Origin of the sequence: Seinonella peptonophila (assembly GCF_900129355.1) — a bacterium.
Taxonomy (GTDB): domain Bacteria; phylum Bacillota; class Bacilli; order Thermoactinomycetales; family Thermoactinomycetaceae; genus Seinonella; species Seinonella peptonophila.
In genome coordinates, this window is record NZ_FQVL01000002.1 from 179,323 (window position 1) to 196,386 (window position 17,064).

Here is a 17,064-nt window from a genome sequence, read left to right on the forward strand (position 1 = left end):
CAGTGATAAAGGAGTCATGAAAATGACAGAAGAAATAAGCCAAGTAGCGATGAAGATTATCCTTCATGCAGGGAATGCAAGAACTTTCATCATGGAGTCATTTCAATGTATGGGGGAGGAACAATTCACAGAAGCACGTGAAAAACTAAAAGAGGCAAAACAAGAAACGTTGCTTGCTCATAAGGCTCAAACTGAGACGATTCAAAGCGAGGCACAAGGTAATAAACATGAATTTTCACTACTATTTGCCCATGCGCAAGATACTTTGATGACCATTATGAGTGAATGGAACATAGCCAATCAGTTGGTAAAAGTTTTTGAGCAAATGAGTAAGCGAATCAATCACCCTCAATAAATACTGATTGGCACGAATTTCTTCTAATCAAGGAGGATTTCTAATGAAAAAAGTACCGAACAAATTGCCAGACCATTTTCTTTGGGGCAGTGCAGTTGCTGCTAATCAAAGTGAGGGAGCTTGGAATATTGATGGAAAAGGGATTTCGCAAGCCGATGTAGTGCCATATATAGAACGTGACAAAATATCAGATATCCCTGTATTTGAGACAAGAGAGCAAATCGAGGCAGGCATTCGTGATGAGTTAAAGATTTATCCAAAACGATTTGGCATTGATTTTTATCATCATTATGAGCAGGATATTCGTTTATTGAAAGAATTAGGCTTAAATTCTTTCCGCACTTCGATCAATTGGACAAGGATATTTCCCAATGGTGATGAAGAAACGCCCAATGAACAGGGGCTCCTATTTTATGATCATCTTTTTGATACATTGTTGGCGCATGGGATTGAACCGATTGTAACGATCTCTCATTATGAGATGCCTTTAAAATTGATCACTTCATATGGCGGTTGGAAAAATCGCAAAACAATCCATTTCTTTGAACGATATTGCCGTGCAATTCTAAAACGATATCAATCTAAAGTAAAATACTGGATCATCTTTAATCAGCTTAATTCTGGACTGACTGATGCATATCTTGCGCTTGGACTGATTGCTCAAGAAGAAGATGACCTACAAACAGCAAAATTCCATGCGCTTCATCATCAATTAGTTGCCAATGCAAAAGCCGTCAAAATAGGGAAAGAGATCAATCCCGGGATGCAGATGGGTTCCATGATCTATGATATGACCACATATCCTGCAAGTACAAAGCCTGAAGATGTCTTAGCAGCAATGCAGGAAACGGATGCAGGTCTCTTCGTTTCAGACGTTATGGTAAATGGTGCATATCCCAGCTATATCATTCGTTACTTCCAAGAACACAATATATCCATAGAGGAAGAAGCTGATGATGAACAACTATTAGCTGAACATACCATTGATTTTCTCGCCATTAGTTATTATTTAACAACAGTATCCAAACATGGTGACAATCAATTGGATACGATTGCTTGGAATATGGGTGAAGATAAGATGAATCCCTATCTGGAAACTTCCGAATGGGGATGGCAAATTGATCCCATCGGCTTACGGATCGCATTAAATAACCTACACAAACGATATCGTGGTCTGCCGTTACTGATTGCTGAAAATGGTTTGGGTGCCCGAGATGAACTGACTGAAGAGGGAAAGGTGCATGATGCATATCGGATTGCATACCATCGTCAACATATTCAACAGATGATAGAGGCAGTCAAAGATGGGGTTCAATTAATCGGTTATCAACCATGGTCAGGTATAGACATCATCAGTGCAGGTACATCAGAAATGTCTAAGCGATATGGTTTTATATATGTAGATCAAGATGATTACGGAAATGGAAGCAAAAAGCGCATTAAAAAAGATAGCTTTTATTGGTATCAAAAAGTAATTGGATCAAACGGAGAAACGCTATAACAACAGATGAACCTTTCTCATTCAAAAGAAAGATCACACGAAGAAAAACCGAATAAGCGAGTGAAGAGGTGATCGGCAAAGCTCCATTTCGGGCACATCTTAGCGGAATGGCAGCTGAAGCGGCATTTTCCTTTCGGGCAAACTGTTCGAGTCTCCGCAGGCGGATGCCGAAGGAGGCGAGTTTTGCCCGGCCGTGAAGGCTGTCAGAACGCGGACAGGCTCACATCCTTGCAAGCCCGGGTCGGAGCGTCGCCGAGAACCCCGAGACGAGCCGCCGATCACGGACTTTGTCAACACTCTGAGATCTTCTATGTTCAATCAATTTGGAGGAATCATAGTGAAAAAAAATCCCAAAACCTTTCCAAATGACTTTCTATGGGGCGGAGCCATTGCTGCCAATCAAAGCGAAGGGGCATATCTAGAAGATGGCAAAGGATTATGTGTCGCCGATATCAACCGCTATCAAGGAGATGTTGAGATCACAAAGCGTTCAAATAAAGAAATTACGGTCCAAGAGATTAAACGAGCGTTAGAAGATACGAAAGGCTATTATCCAAAAAGAACAGGAATTGATTTTTATCATCGGTATCCAGAAGATATCGCCCTCCTTGCTGAGACGGGAATGAATGCTTTTCGTACCTCAATCAACTGGTCGAGAATTTTTCCAAATGGTGATGAAAGTGAACCAAACGAAGCTGGATTATTATTTTATGATCGATTGATAGATGAATTACTGAAACATGGCATGGAGCCAGTGATTACTCTCTCGCACTACGAAATGCCCTTACATGTAGCCTTAGAATATAATGGCTGGTACAATCGGAAAACAATCGATTTTTTTGTCAAATACTGCGAAGTTATCTTTAAACGATTTCAACACAAAGTGAAATATTGGATACTGGTCAATCAAATAAATCTTATCTCATTTGAATCATTTAACCATCTGGGCATTCCAGCTGATCGAGTTTCCAATCTTGAGGAAGCAAAATATCAAGGGATTCACCATGAGCTAGTTGCCTGTGCAAAAGCGACAAAAATAGCGAAACAAATCAATCCTTCCATGCATATCGGTATCATGTTATTTGACGCAATCGCCCATTCCGCTACTACAAAACCTGAAGATATTTTAGCAACTGTAAAAATGAACCAAATGGAATATTTCTTTTCCGATGTTCTTTTGAGAGGCTACTATCCAGGCTATGCATTCCGTTTTTTTGAAGATCACAATATAGATTTACAAATCGATGAGGAAGATGAAGAGATTCTCAAAAATACGGCTGATTTTTTAACGTTTTCCTACTACTACACCCGTATCGCTGATGCACAGCATCGAGAGCCTTATATCAACCCTGCGTTACCTGCTAGTGAATGGGGCTGGTCAATTGATCCAATTGGTTTGCGAACTGCGTTAAATCTCTACTATGATCGTTACCAATTACCGATTATGATCACGGAAAATGGCATTGGCGCCTATGATCAAATCTCAGCCGACGGAAAGATTCATGATCCATATCGGATCGATTTCCTACGCCAACATATTAGGCAAGTCAAAGAAGCGATTGCCGATGGTGTTGATGTCAGAGGCTACTTCCCCTGGGGACCGATCGATATCGTGAGTTGCTCTTCTTCTGAGATGAGTAAACGGTATGGTTTTATCTATGTGGACAAAGACGATCATGGAAACGGCTCACTAGAACGAAGTAAGAAAGATAGTTTTGCTTGGTATCAAAAAGTAGTGGAATCAAACGGTGAAATATTATAAACGAAAAACCTTACTAACCCAAGTTAGTAAGGTTTTTCGTTTGGTCATATTGCTCATATCGTCTTTCCATCCATCTCGATCTTTTTCTTCCAAAGATAACCGACTAACACAACTAAGATAGCAAGGATAATCGGCAAGGCTTGGTTTACAGGATTTTGATCAGCAATCATTCGGTCAATCACAGGATCATCAATGATTAATTTCCCAGCAGTATAGCCCAAGATTGCTGAACCTACATAGGTAAGCCAAGTGAAACGATTTAACAAGTTCGCTACCCATTTACTTCCCCACATAATAATCGGAATACTAAATGCTAGTCCAAAAACCACTAACACAATATTGCCATGTGCTGTACCCGCTACTGCCACCACATTATCTAGGCTCATTACTAAGTCTGCGATAATAATCGTTTTAATTGCTGTGCGCATATTTGATCCAACTGCAATTGATGATTCTGGCTCTTCTTCCACTAATAGCTTCACCGCGATCCAGAGAAGTAAACCTCCTCCAATCGTCATAATTAGTGGGATATTGAGCAAATAGGCGGCGACAGCAGTCAAAGCTGCGCGGAGAATCACTGCTAATCCAGCGCCAATCATGATCGCTTTCTTTCTCTGCTTCATCGGCAAGTTTCGTGCCGCCATACCGATAACAACAGCGTTGTCACCACTTAGTACTAAGTCGAGGATAATAATATATACAATACTTAACCAAAAATCGATATCGGTCCACATCAATTCCATCGCTAGCTCCTTCTCCCTATCTCAAAATAACACGGCCGATTCACTTGTTAAAAGAATTGCATAGACCTTTCAAAGTACATCGCGACCTCCATTTATGCAACAGTTGCTCTTAGTCATTGAATCGATAAAGTGAGTGACCTATAAAAAATTAACTTTTAGATTGATATGATGCAAATAACTCCCGCATCACTTGAACAACTAGATTTGGGACGATTTGCATGGAATAATTTAACTCTACACGTTCCCACTGCTTATGAGCATCTTTACCATACGGACCTATATTCACAACCGGAACATCTAATTCACGTATTGACTCCACATCATAATGATATTTTCGACCCCAGGCTGGCATATTTTGTTCAAAGTGTTGAATATCAAACTCTGTATCACTAATCGCCACAAAGCTCATATCTGAGAGGTAGGGATAAAATTTACGAATTTGAATCGGTTCTTCGCATTGCGGTTGCAGTTTTTCAACCGCGCGTTTTACAGCCTCAATCAAATGTTTGCTTTTCTTCTCTGATTCATCTACGACAATGCGAGGGATATAAGGCGATGAGTAGAATAAGATAATCGCCGGTTCCCCATCTCCTCCCCATCGCCATAGCTCTTCCACCATTTTCAAGGAGTATTCTCTAACATCTAGCTTTTCTTCGTTTAATAAATTGATAGAATATCTGAGGATGCTCTCCTCAAATTCACCTTCATATTGTTCTACACACTTTTGATAGAATTCATGATAGGTATAGACCCGTGGTTGAATTTGCTGTGATTGGTAAGGTAATTGTGCCACCTCACAAAAATGGCGGTAGCGTTGTTCGTATTTCTCAATCGCTGCCGCAAAAGCATCCGTTGTTACATCTTTTAATCGTTCAAGCACATCTTTCGGTGACCAACTGTGGACAAAGAAGTTAAAATAGGCAAAAGCTGTTTGTGGAGTTTGTACATCATATCGCTTCTTTAAATCAGTTTGTTTAAGCGATACTGGAGGAAGGGTAATTTCACCATCCATCACATCACAAAAATCAGGGTTATAATTTAGACGACCTGTCAGCTCCGATAGAATCAAGTTTGGATCAAATCCCTCAAAAAGTTGACCAGCATGAGTCTCTTTACCCACAACAAAGAAGGTAGGTAAAAGTTTTCCTACTGTTCCCAGATAAATATAACGCGATGGATCATTTAAAAAACGGGGAGATATATAATCAGTATTCACTGCACCAATATAGTGAATTTGTTCTTTACCAGCTAAACGCTTAATCTCTTTTAAAGCTGATAAAATGCCTCGATGATCGTTTTCTTCATCACATGTGACCACGAGCATGATATTACCATCCAACTGGTCGCGATGAGCTGAAAAATAATTGATTAAGGCGATTTGCACAGCAATCCCGCATTTCATATCGAGAATGCCTCGTCCTCCTAACCAATCATCTTTTAAGATATCATCCTTTACATTTTCAGGGATGGCTGAACTTTCCAGCCATTGTGATCGTAATTGATCTGGCGAAAAAGCGAAACGCTTCCATTTCCCATAATCTTCTACACCAACGGTATCCATATGAGCAAGCAAAAGAATTGTTCCTTTATTATCTGGATTTCTACCTTTTACTAACGCTAATACATTATATCTTTCACGATCATCTTGGATTGTTGGCTGTAAATGGAGGTGATTCGGATTTTCCTGGAAATAAGGATTTTCTTGGAGGGTCTTATGAAGAAGCTGCGCCATATTCTTTTCATCTACTGTACCCACAATACTCGGTTGCTCCACTAGTAGACGTGTCAAACGATATACCTCTTGATAGAAATCAATCATACACATCCTCCCCCCTAAAAATAATCAAACTCTTCCTCATGCTTTGTTTCGCAAACAATTAATTCCGTCCCTTCAACCGCCCGAGAAACGAGTTCATCAATCTTAAGTGCTGATTCTTGTTTCACAGCAGCTTGGATTGTCGGACGAGTTTTTGGGTTTTTAGGCAGAAAAATAGTACAGCAATCCTCATATGGTAAGATTGACGTTTCATACGTACCAATCTCTTTTGAGATTTTCGTGATCTCGACCTTATCCATTCCTACTAGTGGACGCAGTAAAGGGTAATGCGTAACAGCATTGATAGTGTGCATACTCTCAAGAGTTTGACTTGCCACTTGCCCCAAACTCTCACCAGTCACTAAAGCTAAACATCCGTGTTTTTTCGCAATCGCTTCGGATATTCGTAGCATAAAACGTCTCATAATGGTAACTGAATAGGAAGAAAGACAATGCTGATTAATCTCTGTCTGAATCTCGGTAAATGGAACCACATGTAGATGGATTGTGCCACTAAATGGAGTTAATAAATGTGCCAGATCGACTACTTTCTGTTTTGCACGTTCACTGGTGTATGGATAGCTATGAAAGTGGATGGCATGCAGCTCGACTCCTCTTTTACTCGTCAAATAGCCAGCGACCGGGCTATCAATCCCTCCAGAGAGCAAAAGTAGAACTCGACCACTTGTACCGACAGGCAAACCACCCAACCCCAGTATATCATTCCCGTAGACATATGAAAATTTTCCTCTTACCTCAACATGGATCACTAAATCAGGATTTCTTACATCCACAGCGAATCTTTCCGTATTGGCAAGAACATATCCGCCTAATTCATGGTTTAATTGTTGAGAGCGAATCGGAAATTGTTTATCACTGCGCTTCGACTCAATTTTAAATGACTGATAAGAACTCGGCTGATTCAGCGCAATATCAAGTGTTGCTTTTTTTATCTCCTCTAGGTCGGAAGAGACACGTCTGGCAGGACTAAATCCAACCAGACCAAATACTTCCTTTAACTTTTCAATAATCGGTTCTGGCTCTTGTTCATTTTCCAATACAACAAAAAGCCGGCCAAATTCCCGCTCTAACGATGTGTTCGGAAACAATTGTAATTTCTCTTTGATATTTAAAATTAATTGCTCTTCAAACATACGCCTATTTTTCTTTTTTAATGCTAATTCGCCATAACGAAGTAAAATTGCATCATATTTCATCTTTTTACACCTTCATAACTCTCTGTAGTTGCGGAATTACCTTGCATAATCGTTGACTTAATCTATTTAAATCATCTGCTTCTGATAAAAAACCGAGACTAATTCGAATGGAGCCAATCGCTTGTTGATCACTTGCCCCCATTGCTTGTAGCACACGACTCACTTTTTCCGTACGTGAAGAGCAAGCTGATCGACTCGAAACATAGCAATTTTCTGCTTCCAAAGCATGAACAACTACTTCTGATTTTAGACCTGGAAATGATAAATTTATAATGTATGGCACACTATCTATCCGATTAATTGCGCCATTCACTTTCACTAATGGTATTTGCTCAATCGATTTTAAAAACGCTTGCTTCCAGCTTTCCATTGCAGGTAATCGTGCAACACGTTTTTGCTTGATCCAGAGTAATGCTTTGGCAAGCCCCGCGATTCCAGGGACATTTTGTGTTCCTGAACGAAGATCATACTCTTGCCCACCACCGATCAACATTGGGGCAATCCGTCGATTTTTTTGAATATAAAGTGCTCCAATCCCTTTAGGGCCGTGTATCTTATGTCCAGAGAAAGTGAGTAGATCAATCTGATGTTTGACAGGATGAAGTGGAAGGCGACCAAATGATTGAACTGCATCCACATGAAATAACGTCTTTGGATATTGCTTTAATATTTCTCCGATTTGTTCAACCGGTTGAATCACGCCAGTTTCATTATTTACATGCATCACAGAAACAAGCACTGTATCTTTCGTAAGTGCTTGTTTTAATGCTGCAAGATTCACTTTCCCCTGCTGATCAACAGGGAGATACGTGACTTGCCATCCTTCTTGTTCATATTTCTGAAATAAATCATAAACAGAAGGGTGTTCGATCATAGTCGTTATGATATGTTTTCCACGATGTCCATAGGATTCAATTGTACCACGAATTGCTAAGTTGTTTGCCTCCGTACCGCCTGAAGTAAATACAATTTCTTGAGGCTGGGCGCCCAGTTCTTGGGCTAAGATTTTCCGTGAAGTTTCAATTAGCCGTTCTGCTTTTACACCCAGTCCATGTAACGAAGAAGGGTTCCCATACATGTTCTTCATAATATCTGTCATCACATCGACAACTTCAGGGATGACTTTTGTAGTTGCGCTATTGTCGAGATAGATCAATTGGGAGTCCTCTCCTTTCTAACCACAATGCTAGGCAATCATAGTTTCACTACTCCTCGACCATTTCGTGATGCTTTCATAAAAGGACATCATTTATGTGAATTTTTTATGAACGCTGCATCGAAGATATCCGTTCTATTGCGAGTTTAACAAAAAATGGGCGAACATGCGAGTGATGAAATCCTTCTTCATTCAATGTTAACTTTCCAAGTCGGAAAATGAACTCATTTTCCGTCTCTCAATCGATTCTTTATTATAACAGTCCTTTTATGCCATTGCTTGTCGTAATGTCGAAGTGCGTAATATTAATTCGCTCTTTAAGCGAATGTCAATCGAGTTGGTCTCTGTAGGGCTTTCAATAGAATCTAACAATAGATTCATTGCTTGTTTGCCCATTTCGATACTTTGTAAGGAGAAACTTGTGATACTTGGTTGTGATAAATGAAGCAATGGTGAATCATATAATGATAATATCCCCAAATCACTAGGAATTGATCGCTGATGCATCTCGGCAAAATGCAATAAGCTTAACAATAAAAAAGGATTTGTCATTAAAACAGCATCAAATTGCTTATGTTGCCACGCTTGCTTTAAAATAGAATATAACTGATCAGGCGCATACGATGATTCAATAATTCGGTCATCATGGACATACTGTCGATACCCATTTAAAACACCTTTTTGTTGATCTATTTCACGATTGCTACATAATAACATGATTTCTCTATATCCTTGGTCATATAAATGCTTTGTAGCGGTTTGTGCGGCCCACCTATGATCATGATTGACGGAAGGAACTGAGTGCTGATCATTTCCCCCAATTAACACAAAAGGTACTCTTTCTTCCATTAATTGATTAATCAAGATTGGATTATGAATGGAGCTCAATAAAATGAGCCCATCAACTCGCCTCTCCTGAATCAATCGCAAACATTTCTCCCTTCCCTCTTCCTCTGAACGACTAAGGGTTAACAGCAAATTGAAATTACGCGCTTGAGCGGCCTGTTCAAGACCATTTACAATATTCGTGACTGAATGAAGGTTTTCAACCCGATTCTCAGTTGTAACCGCAACAGCAATCGTACTCGTAAATTTTCTCGCTAGACTACGTGCAATTGCATTTGGTACATAGTTCAACTTCTTCATTGCCTTCTTCACTCTTTTTTTGGTTTCAAAACTAATTAAATGACTATTGGCAATGACCCGAGAAACAGTTGAAGGTGATACGCCCGCCATTCTTGCAACATCCTTAATCGTTGCCATGCATTACCTCCTAGGAACTTTCATGACTTAACGCCTGCATTTTAATAAATTTACATAGAAATTAATTTTTTACAAGTGTCATAATATTGAATCCACTCTTAATGCAAACGTTTTTATCAACACAAAGCACTATTCTATTTAACTTGTCTGAGTTTTTCTCTGTATATCATTAAAAAACCCTAACCCTCTATAGGATTAGGGAAAGAGCACTATTTTTGCCCATCAACTAATAAGTCGAGCTTACCTGTATGCGGGTCAATTGCTAGACCATGAATCGGAATTGATCTTGGAAATAGTGGGTGCGACTGAATCATGGAGATACTTTTTTTAACTGCTTCCTCGACACTGTTAGCACCTGTTAACCAATTTTGCAAGTCTACATACTCTGTCTTCTCCAATTGATCAACGTTTTCACGCGAAACTCCTTTTAAAGCAAGAGCTTCAACAATCTGCTCTGTATGTAGACCGATCATTCCACAATGATGATGACCCACAATATAGACCTCTTCTGCATTCAAAAGTGATATGGCAACGAGAAGACTTCGCATCACTGACCCATACGGCTCAGTGATTAACGCACCCGCAATTTTGATTATCTTTGCATCGCCATTTTTTATATTCATCGCCTTAGGCAGTAATTCAATTAAACGAGTATCCATACAAGTAACAATGACCATTCGTTTATTTGGATATTTGTCAGTCTCATAAGAAAGATATGTTTCATCCTCAACAAACTTCTGATTAAATTCTAATATCTCATTTAATCGACTCATCGATGACCTCCTAGAATTTCACCACTTTATCATTTGTGAGTTTTCAATGATTCTCTGTGAATTAATAAAAAATGAAGTTCATCATCTTGAAAAGTTAAAATTTTTTCTGGAACGGGATATGGCTCAACAACTAAATCTAAAAAAATACGATTTTTGTAGCGTATTTCAATCAAAATCCCAACTTGCACCAAAAGTGAAAGCCATGATTCGATATTTTGTGGATATTCATAACCCGAGCGTTCAAGTAACTTTCGAACTTCATTTTCCCGTTTAATAATTTCCCCGTCTGCACCATCATTCTTTAGATGAAAAGTGAATGGAGATAGATGTAATTCTTTTTCTTCTCTTCTCATCTGCTCTAACAATTCTTCTTTCGAAAGACCTTGTAACACATAACTCATAACACTTAGTAAAATAGAGAGTGTGCCTTTTGGTAAACAAAGGTTCCAAGCATTTCGTAAAAAACCAGATGGAACATATATATCATCATGATCCCAACCGGTATTTAATATGGTTTGAAATCCAAGCATGAATATGTTCACTCCTCAAAGGAGGATATACAAGTTTGAGATTCGATCATTTGGAAACTAAACAGGTAGAAGAAGTTATCTGATATCCATCTTACCATTTTCTCCATTTAAAGAAAAACAAACCTGACACCCCAATTTTGGAAATGCCAGGTTTTATATATCCGGCTAAAACAGTATTCGAAATGGAATTGCAAATATCATAAAAATCGTAACTAAAATGAGAGCAATCACACCTATGCCAATCGCCCACCAACCAGCAGTACTTTTGCGACTGACTGCTATAACTCCTAATATAATACCGATAGGAGCCATCAGATACGGCCAGAGAAAAAAAGAGAGAACCGAAAAGACAATCCCAGCAATCCCAAAACCGGTACCTGAATTACTTACTTCATCTCGATCAGAAAATGATCGATCTACGTCTGGCGTGATATCTTGAGCAAACTCGGAACGATACTCATGATCACGGTATTTCTGTTCTCGTTCATCCATGGGTAAATCCCCCCAAATCTCTAGCCGGATATGTGTTTAGTATGGCTTGCGACCTAGGGGGATATGTGACCTATATATTGGAAGGCTATCCATCTATTAATAAAACATATTCTACTTAAAAGATATTACTTTCAATTCGCTCAAGTCTCATTAGAATTTCTTCAATCACTTCCTCATAAGCACTTAAATCTGCTGATCCACTCCGACTCCCTCCGCCTCCATTTCGCTTTGCTTTTTGTAATTGTTCCCGCAAGCTCTCATTTTCTTGAATTAAATCCTCATAGTTTTGAATGATTAAATCTAAAAACTCATTTACCTCATCTTTGTTATAACCACGCATTTCTTGTTTAAAATCTTTGTTATAAATCTCCATTGGTGTTAAACGCCTCAAAACAACCGATCCCTCCGATTATGAAACTATTCAATTATCCATTATAATGGAGGAATCATAAGTTGAACAGATGATTTACGCTGTTCTGACACAGGAGATAGAGATAGCTGATAAAATTTTTAAGCATTATAGATAAAGTCTTTAATCAATCGAAGACCAGGAAAATGGTGTGAAATGAGCGAATCAAGTTAATATGAAACATTTTTGGATAAAATAGAGTAGATAATAAGTTCTTTAGAATAAAGGAGAGACTTTTTAAATGAAACCGCAAAAACCCGATTATTGGATTATTTTTTTCACCTTTCTCTTACTTGGGTTTGGATTAGTTATGGTATTTAGTACAAGTTATTATAAAGGTTTAACTGACTTCAAAGATACATATTATTTTTTTCGTAAACAGTTAGTCTTTGGATCAATTGGTTTGATACTTTTCTTCGTTGCAGCGAATATTCCATATCATATTTACAGAAAAAGAGTTCGACTTATTTTACTAATCTCACTTAGCTCATTAGTTGCTGTTCTATTCCTTGCACATACGGTTAACGGTGCGAAGCGTTGGATTGATCTCGGCTTTACATCCTTTCAACCCTCAGAATTTGTCAAGTTGGCGATGATCATCTACACAGCATCCATTATGGTTAAAAAGCAACCTGTTTTAAATCAGTTTAAACGAGCGATCATCCCACCGTTAGTTGTGATTGGATTCATTTGTCTATTGCTAGTACTTGAACCACATTACAGTGCTATTATCATTATTTTAAGCACTTGTCTTGTCATTATTTATTGTGCCGGTGCCAAAATTCAACATCTCCTCCTTTTATTGGTACTAGGAATTCCCATTCTCGCTGCTGTTCTTGTTATGGATGATTATCGTGTAGCACGATTGACAACGGTGATGGATCCATGGAAAGATCAGTCAGGAGAAGGATATCAGTTACTCCAATCTCTATTTGCGATTGGACCAGGAGGACTAACGGGCAGCGGATTAGGAAACAGCATCCAAAAGCTTGCTTATTTACCAGAAGCTCATACTGATTTTATTTTCTCGATTATCGGTGAAGAGTTAGGTTTTATCGGAGGGGCAACACTGATCGGATTGTTTATCGCTCTGATTATTCGTGGGGTGATCATTTCGATCCAATCGCCCGATCAATTTGGTACATTACTTAGTGTAGGAATTATTACTTTGATCTCGATTGAAACAATCTTTAACTTATGTGTTGTTACAGGACTATTACCAGTGACTGGTGTACCGCTTCCCTTCATCAGCTATGGCGGTTCGGCACTTATGATAAAAATGATCGAAATGGGTATCCTACTTAACATCTCACGCTATCGAATGAAACGAAAAAAATCGACACAAACAACTCATAAAATTCAAGTTCAAGGATAATTGAAAACCCTTAGCGGCCATTCCGCAAGGGTTTTCGATTTTTCTTACTCCAGAAAAACCATATGAGGATCGGTACCAATAGAAGCAATCCATAAGCACCATACCGGTGTAGAAATACAAAAATCAGCTCCCAATTAGCTCCAAGTAGATGGCCTAATCCAATAAACGTGGCACACCAAATGATTGCACCTGAATAAGCAAATAATGCAAAACGAGTGACACTCATTTTTGATATTCCTGCTAAATAGGCGGTCACATGCCTAACGCCTGGTATAAAGTAGCCAATAAAAAGCAGGCCACTTCCATACTTACGAAAGAGTAATTGACTAATTCTTAGGCGACGCGGTGTAATAAATATTTTCTTACCGTAGCGTTTTAAAAAAGGATATCCTAATTTGAGTCCTAGTATATAGCTAATGGTGATCCCTGAAGCAGAACCTAGCAAGGCACTTAAATAAGTCCAAGTAAAATCTAATTGTCTAATTGAGGTTAGGTATCCAAGAAAGGTCATCATGATTTCATCCGGGAGAGGAAGCCCAGCGATTCCAAGTACTAAGAAAAGGAAAATCCCAATATAGCCATAATTTTGAAGTAGCTCGAGTATAAATTGTGTTTCCATTGACATACCTCATTTTTAGTCAGCAATTGATTGTATGATTCGAACTCCATTTAATTGCATATGATACAGAAAGACCGTATCTAACACATCTCCATCATGAGCAGGAATTCCAAGTTTTGCTGCCTGCTTAACTGGCACATCATATGTTCGCACATGTGAAACTGGGACTACGATATCTACATCGGCATTATATTGGTTTGCCATAAGGCGAATCCCCATTGCGTTCTGATAGATGCATAAATCGGTACAATCTCCAACGATCATAAAAAGACTTTTTCCTATTTGAAACCTCTCTTCTAGCCATTCAAAAAATCGCTTCCCTTGCTGGTTCACGCCAAACAACCCATTTGTCGAATTTTTTAAATAGGTTTGTGCAGTGGGTAATGACTGAAACGGCTTTAACAAGTCAACGACTTCTGCTTCTTCCGTTCCAGCAATACAATGTGGTGCAAAAGCAGCAAATTCCACCGCTTGAGTTGGATGATGATCATTTAGGAAAATAAGATTTTCCTCTGGCATTCCTTTAGATAATAATTTTTCTGTTAATTGTTTAACAGGTATCACCATTTCATTTACACGAAGACTGGAAAGGGCACCTTTTTCACAAAATCCTTTCAAGATATCGACAAAAACAAGGAAAATAGATGTTATATCACCTGCTTGTGTAATCAATTGATCAAGAGATTCATTCGGTGCTTGTTCTACCTTCTCCAGTATATGTTGAAAAAACGCTTCAGTTTGCCCCATTTCGCTCCCTCCTCATCTAATCTAGACGACTCATGTTTACACCTTCTATATCAAGCTGAAATACTCTTCGGATCAAAGACATGTTCATATCCCAACCTTGCAGGCTGGGATATGAAAACAATTCCTATCATATCGTAAACCTTTCACAATCGAAAGTCTTTACAAGTGATTGTAGCTATAAAGCCTTAAATTGATTGAGATCAAGAGCTTGAATTACTTTAACGAGTAACTTTACTGTCATTTCGACATCCTTTTTACTAATCATGGAAACATGGCTATGTATATATCGAGCAGCTACACCAATCACAATTGAAGGTACTCCTTGCTTAAACATATGAAATCTTCCTGCATCTGTACCTCCGCCCGGCATCACTTCGATTTGATGTGGGATTTGATTTTTCTCGGCAATGTCGATTACAAAATCACGTAATCCTCGATGTGGAATCATCGATGCGTCTAAAAATGTAATCAATGGCCCACCACCTAATCGCGCTTTATGATTTTGCTCTCCACCAGGTCCATCCTCGGCGATTCCTACATCGATTGCAAAGGCAAGATCGGGCTCAGTTACATGAGGTGTGGTAGCAGCCCCACGTAAACCTACTTCTTCTTGTACAGTTGCCCCAGCAATAACGGTATTAGGATGTTTCTCTTTCTGTAATTGTTTTAAAACTTCAATGACAACATAGCAACCCATCCGATTATCAAGTGCTTTCGCAAGGATTGTATCACCGTCAGGCATAATTTCAAAGGGGCAAATGGGAACAATCGGGTCACCGACACGAATTCCCCATTCTTTTACTTGTTCTTCGCTTTTGGCGCCTACATCAATAAACATTTCTTTCATTGAATAGACTCGTTTTCGTTCTTCAGGTGTTAAAATATGTGGGGGCTTAGAACCAATCACCCCCGTAAAAACTCTCTGCTGGGTTACAATTGAGACACGTTGAGAAAGTAGCACTTGGCTCCACCAGCCACCGATTGGTGTGAAACGCAAATACCCATTATTGGTAATTTCATTCACCATAAAACCGACTTCATCCAAATGCCCTGCGATTAAAATGCGAGGAGACGTTTCCGTACCATTTACTTCACCAAAAATACTCCCCAATTGATCCGTAACAATTTTTGTACCAGCCATTTCTAATTCACGATGCATAATGTCATGTACTTCTTGTTCAAACCCAGAAACAGCTTTTGCCTCTGTTAATTCTTTTAATAAACGCATTTCATCAACTCCATGTGGCTCATTTCTTCTATGTATTTTTTACCATTTGAATATGATCTATTCTTAATAGGATCTTATATTTATGACATGCAATATTTGATAATATTTATAAAGAAATGTATAATCTAGGTGGAAAAAATGAATAGCCCATCATACTAAAAATGTTGACATGGGTGTTAAAGATTTACAGATTTTATGGGAGATGGGGCTATGTTTCATCTACGATCCATAGGGATTGTATGTATGGGCTTTTTTTTATTGGTAACTGGTTGTTCTGATGGTCAGGCGGTCAATCAAACCCAAGCAAAAGTAAAAGCAGAGCATTTAAAAGCAATTAAAGAACAAAAACAAGCGCAATTTACAAGCCAAAAGAAATTAGAAGAGCAGCAAACCATAGCAATGAAAGAAAGTTCAGCATTGCTAAAAAACCCGATTATTTTACACGGTCCACGACAAAAGAAGCAAATTGCACTCACCTTTGATGACGGACCTGAAACAGTTTATACAAAGAAAATCTTAAAAATCCTAAAAGATGAGAAAGTACCTGCTACCTTTTTTGTCATTGGAAATCAAGCACAAGCATATCCTGAAATGCTGCGACAGATTCTCGAAGAGGGTCATGTAATTGCCAGTCATAGTTGGCAGCACAAATATTTACCTAAATTAAATCCCAATTCCTTACATGACGATCTTGAAAAAACAAATCGTATTGTTTATGAAAAGACTGGGAAGAACATGCAACTTTTGCGACCACCCTATGGTGCAGCCGAAAAAATTAATAGCCAACTGAAAGGACTTAATTTTACGGTTGTGAACTGGGATGTTGATACACTAGATTGGACGCCAAATCGAACACCTGAACAAATCTTTCAGACTGTAATCAATAATGCTAAAAATGGAAGCATTGTGTTACAACATAATGGTGGAGGAAATCGTTCAGCTACTACAGTCGCCTTACCAAGAATTATCCATGCGCTTCGTGAAAAAGGGTTTACTTTTGTTACAGTGGATAAATTGCTTCAAATTCCTGCCTATACAAACGAACCATAAAGGCTAGCCTATACATTTTTAGGCTAGC

General features: G+C 38.8%; 17 protein-coding genes. 5 read left to right on the top strand and 12 right to left on the bottom strand.

What is annotated here, in order from left to right; all coding sequences use genetic code 11:
* The first annotated feature begins 22 nt into the window (after positions 1-22).
* From BUB71_RS05220 to BUB71_RS05230, 3 genes are all read left to right on the top strand, one after another.
* A complete protein-coding gene (locus tag BUB71_RS05220; protein ID WP_073153376.1) occupies positions 23-355 on the top strand; it encodes a PTS lactose/cellobiose transporter subunit IIA in 333 nt (110 codons plus the stop codon).
* A 43-nt stretch (positions 356-398) separates the two neighbouring features.
* The gene (locus BUB71_RS05225; protein WP_073153379.1) at positions 399-1,856 is read left to right on the top strand and encodes a glycoside hydrolase family 1 protein; all 1,458 of its coding nucleotides are present in this window, start codon (positions 399-401) and stop codon (positions 1,854-1,856) included.
* Between the two features lie 310 nt (positions 1,857-2,166).
* Positions 2,167-3,618, top strand: a complete 1,452-nt coding sequence (locus BUB71_RS05230) for a glycoside hydrolase family 1 protein (protein WP_217653535.1) — start codon at positions 2,167-2,169, stop codon at positions 3,616-3,618.
* 53 nt (positions 3,619-3,671) lie between these two features.
* Here BUB71_RS05230 and BUB71_RS05235 read toward each other — a convergent pair whose 3' ends face one another.
* The 9 genes from BUB71_RS05235 to BUB71_RS05275 all read right to left on the bottom strand — a co-directional run bounded on the left by BUB71_RS05235 (position 3,672) and on the right by BUB71_RS05275 (position 11,999).
* The gene (locus tag BUB71_RS05235; RefSeq protein ID WP_245815527.1) at positions 3,672-4,361 is read right to left on the bottom strand and encodes a TerC family protein; all 690 of its coding nucleotides are present in this window, start codon (positions 4,359-4,361) and stop codon (positions 3,672-3,674) included.
* A gap of 148 nt (positions 4,362-4,509) precedes the next feature.
* Entirely contained in the window at positions 4,510-6,180 is a 1,671-nt protein-coding gene (locus BUB71_RS05240) for a M20/M25/M40 family metallo-hydrolase (RefSeq protein ID WP_073153385.1), read from the bottom strand.
* A gap of 14 nt (positions 6,181-6,194) precedes the next feature.
* Entirely contained in the window at positions 6,195-7,394 is a 1,200-nt protein-coding gene (gene thiI / locus BUB71_RS05245; protein ID WP_073153388.1) for a tRNA uracil 4-sulfurtransferase ThiI, read from the bottom strand.
* 4 nt (positions 7,395-7,398) lie between these two features.
* Entirely contained in the window at positions 7,399-8,550 is a 1,152-nt protein-coding gene (locus BUB71_RS05250; protein WP_073153392.1) for a cysteine desulfurase family protein, read from the bottom strand.
* A gap of 267 nt (positions 8,551-8,817) precedes the next feature.
* Positions 8,818-9,813 carry a LacI family DNA-binding transcriptional regulator gene (locus tag BUB71_RS05255; protein WP_073153396.1) on the bottom strand — a complete coding sequence of 332 codons (996 nt, stop codon included), beginning with the start codon at positions 9,811-9,813 and terminating at the stop codon, positions 8,818-8,820.
* A 209-nt stretch (positions 9,814-10,022) separates the two neighbouring features.
* On the bottom strand, positions 10,023-10,586 hold the full coding sequence (locus tag BUB71_RS05260; RefSeq protein ID WP_073153400.1) for a beta-class carbonic anhydrase: 564 nt from the start codon (positions 10,584-10,586) through the stop codon (positions 10,023-10,025).
* A gap of 29 nt (positions 10,587-10,615) precedes the next feature.
* The gene (locus BUB71_RS05265; RefSeq protein WP_073153403.1) at positions 10,616-11,116 is read right to left on the bottom strand and encodes a DUF6042 family protein; all 501 of its coding nucleotides are present in this window, start codon (positions 11,114-11,116) and stop codon (positions 10,616-10,618) included.
* 165 nt (positions 11,117-11,281) lie between these two features.
* A complete protein-coding gene (locus tag BUB71_RS05270) occupies positions 11,282-11,608 on the bottom strand; it encodes a hypothetical protein (protein WP_073153406.1) in 327 nt (108 codons plus the stop codon).
* A gap of 115 nt (positions 11,609-11,723) precedes the next feature.
* Entirely contained in the window at positions 11,724-11,999 is a 276-nt protein-coding gene (locus BUB71_RS05275) for a DivIVA domain-containing protein (RefSeq protein WP_245815528.1), read from the bottom strand.
* 259 nt (positions 12,000-12,258) lie between these two features.
* On the opposite strand from BUB71_RS05275, the gene ftsW reads away from it, so the two are divergent.
* Positions 12,259-13,392 (top strand): putative lipid II flippase FtsW, encoded by a 1,134-nt coding sequence (gene ftsW, locus BUB71_RS05280; RefSeq protein ID WP_073153409.1) that lies wholly within the window; start codon positions 12,259-12,261, stop codon positions 13,390-13,392.
* Positions 13,393-13,402: 10 nt separating this feature from the next.
* On the opposite strand, the gene BUB71_RS05285 is transcribed toward ftsW, so the two are convergent.
* The 3 genes from BUB71_RS05285 to BUB71_RS05295 all read right to left on the bottom strand — a co-directional run bounded on the left by BUB71_RS05285 (position 13,403) and on the right by BUB71_RS05295 (position 15,986).
* Positions 13,403-14,011 carry a DedA family protein gene (locus BUB71_RS05285; RefSeq protein ID WP_073153412.1) on the bottom strand — a complete coding sequence of 203 codons (609 nt, stop codon included), beginning with the start codon at positions 14,009-14,011 and terminating at the stop codon, positions 13,403-13,405.
* A 15-nt stretch (positions 14,012-14,026) separates the two neighbouring features.
* Positions 14,027-14,758 (bottom strand): cysteine hydrolase family protein, encoded by a 732-nt coding sequence (locus BUB71_RS05290; RefSeq protein ID WP_073153415.1) that lies wholly within the window; start codon positions 14,756-14,758, stop codon positions 14,027-14,029.
* Positions 14,759-14,933: 175 nt separating this feature from the next.
* Positions 14,934-15,986 (bottom strand): M42 family metallopeptidase, encoded by a 1,053-nt coding sequence (locus BUB71_RS05295; protein ID WP_073153418.1) that lies wholly within the window; start codon positions 15,984-15,986, stop codon positions 14,934-14,936.
* Positions 15,987-16,196: 210 nt separating this feature from the next.
* Here BUB71_RS05295 and BUB71_RS05300 point away from each other — a divergent pair, with 210 nt between their 5' ends.
* Positions 16,197-17,036, top strand: a complete 840-nt coding sequence (locus tag BUB71_RS05300) for a polysaccharide deacetylase family protein (protein WP_175552289.1) — start codon at positions 16,197-16,199, stop codon at positions 17,034-17,036.
* Positions 17,037-17,064: the final 28 nt, after the last annotated feature.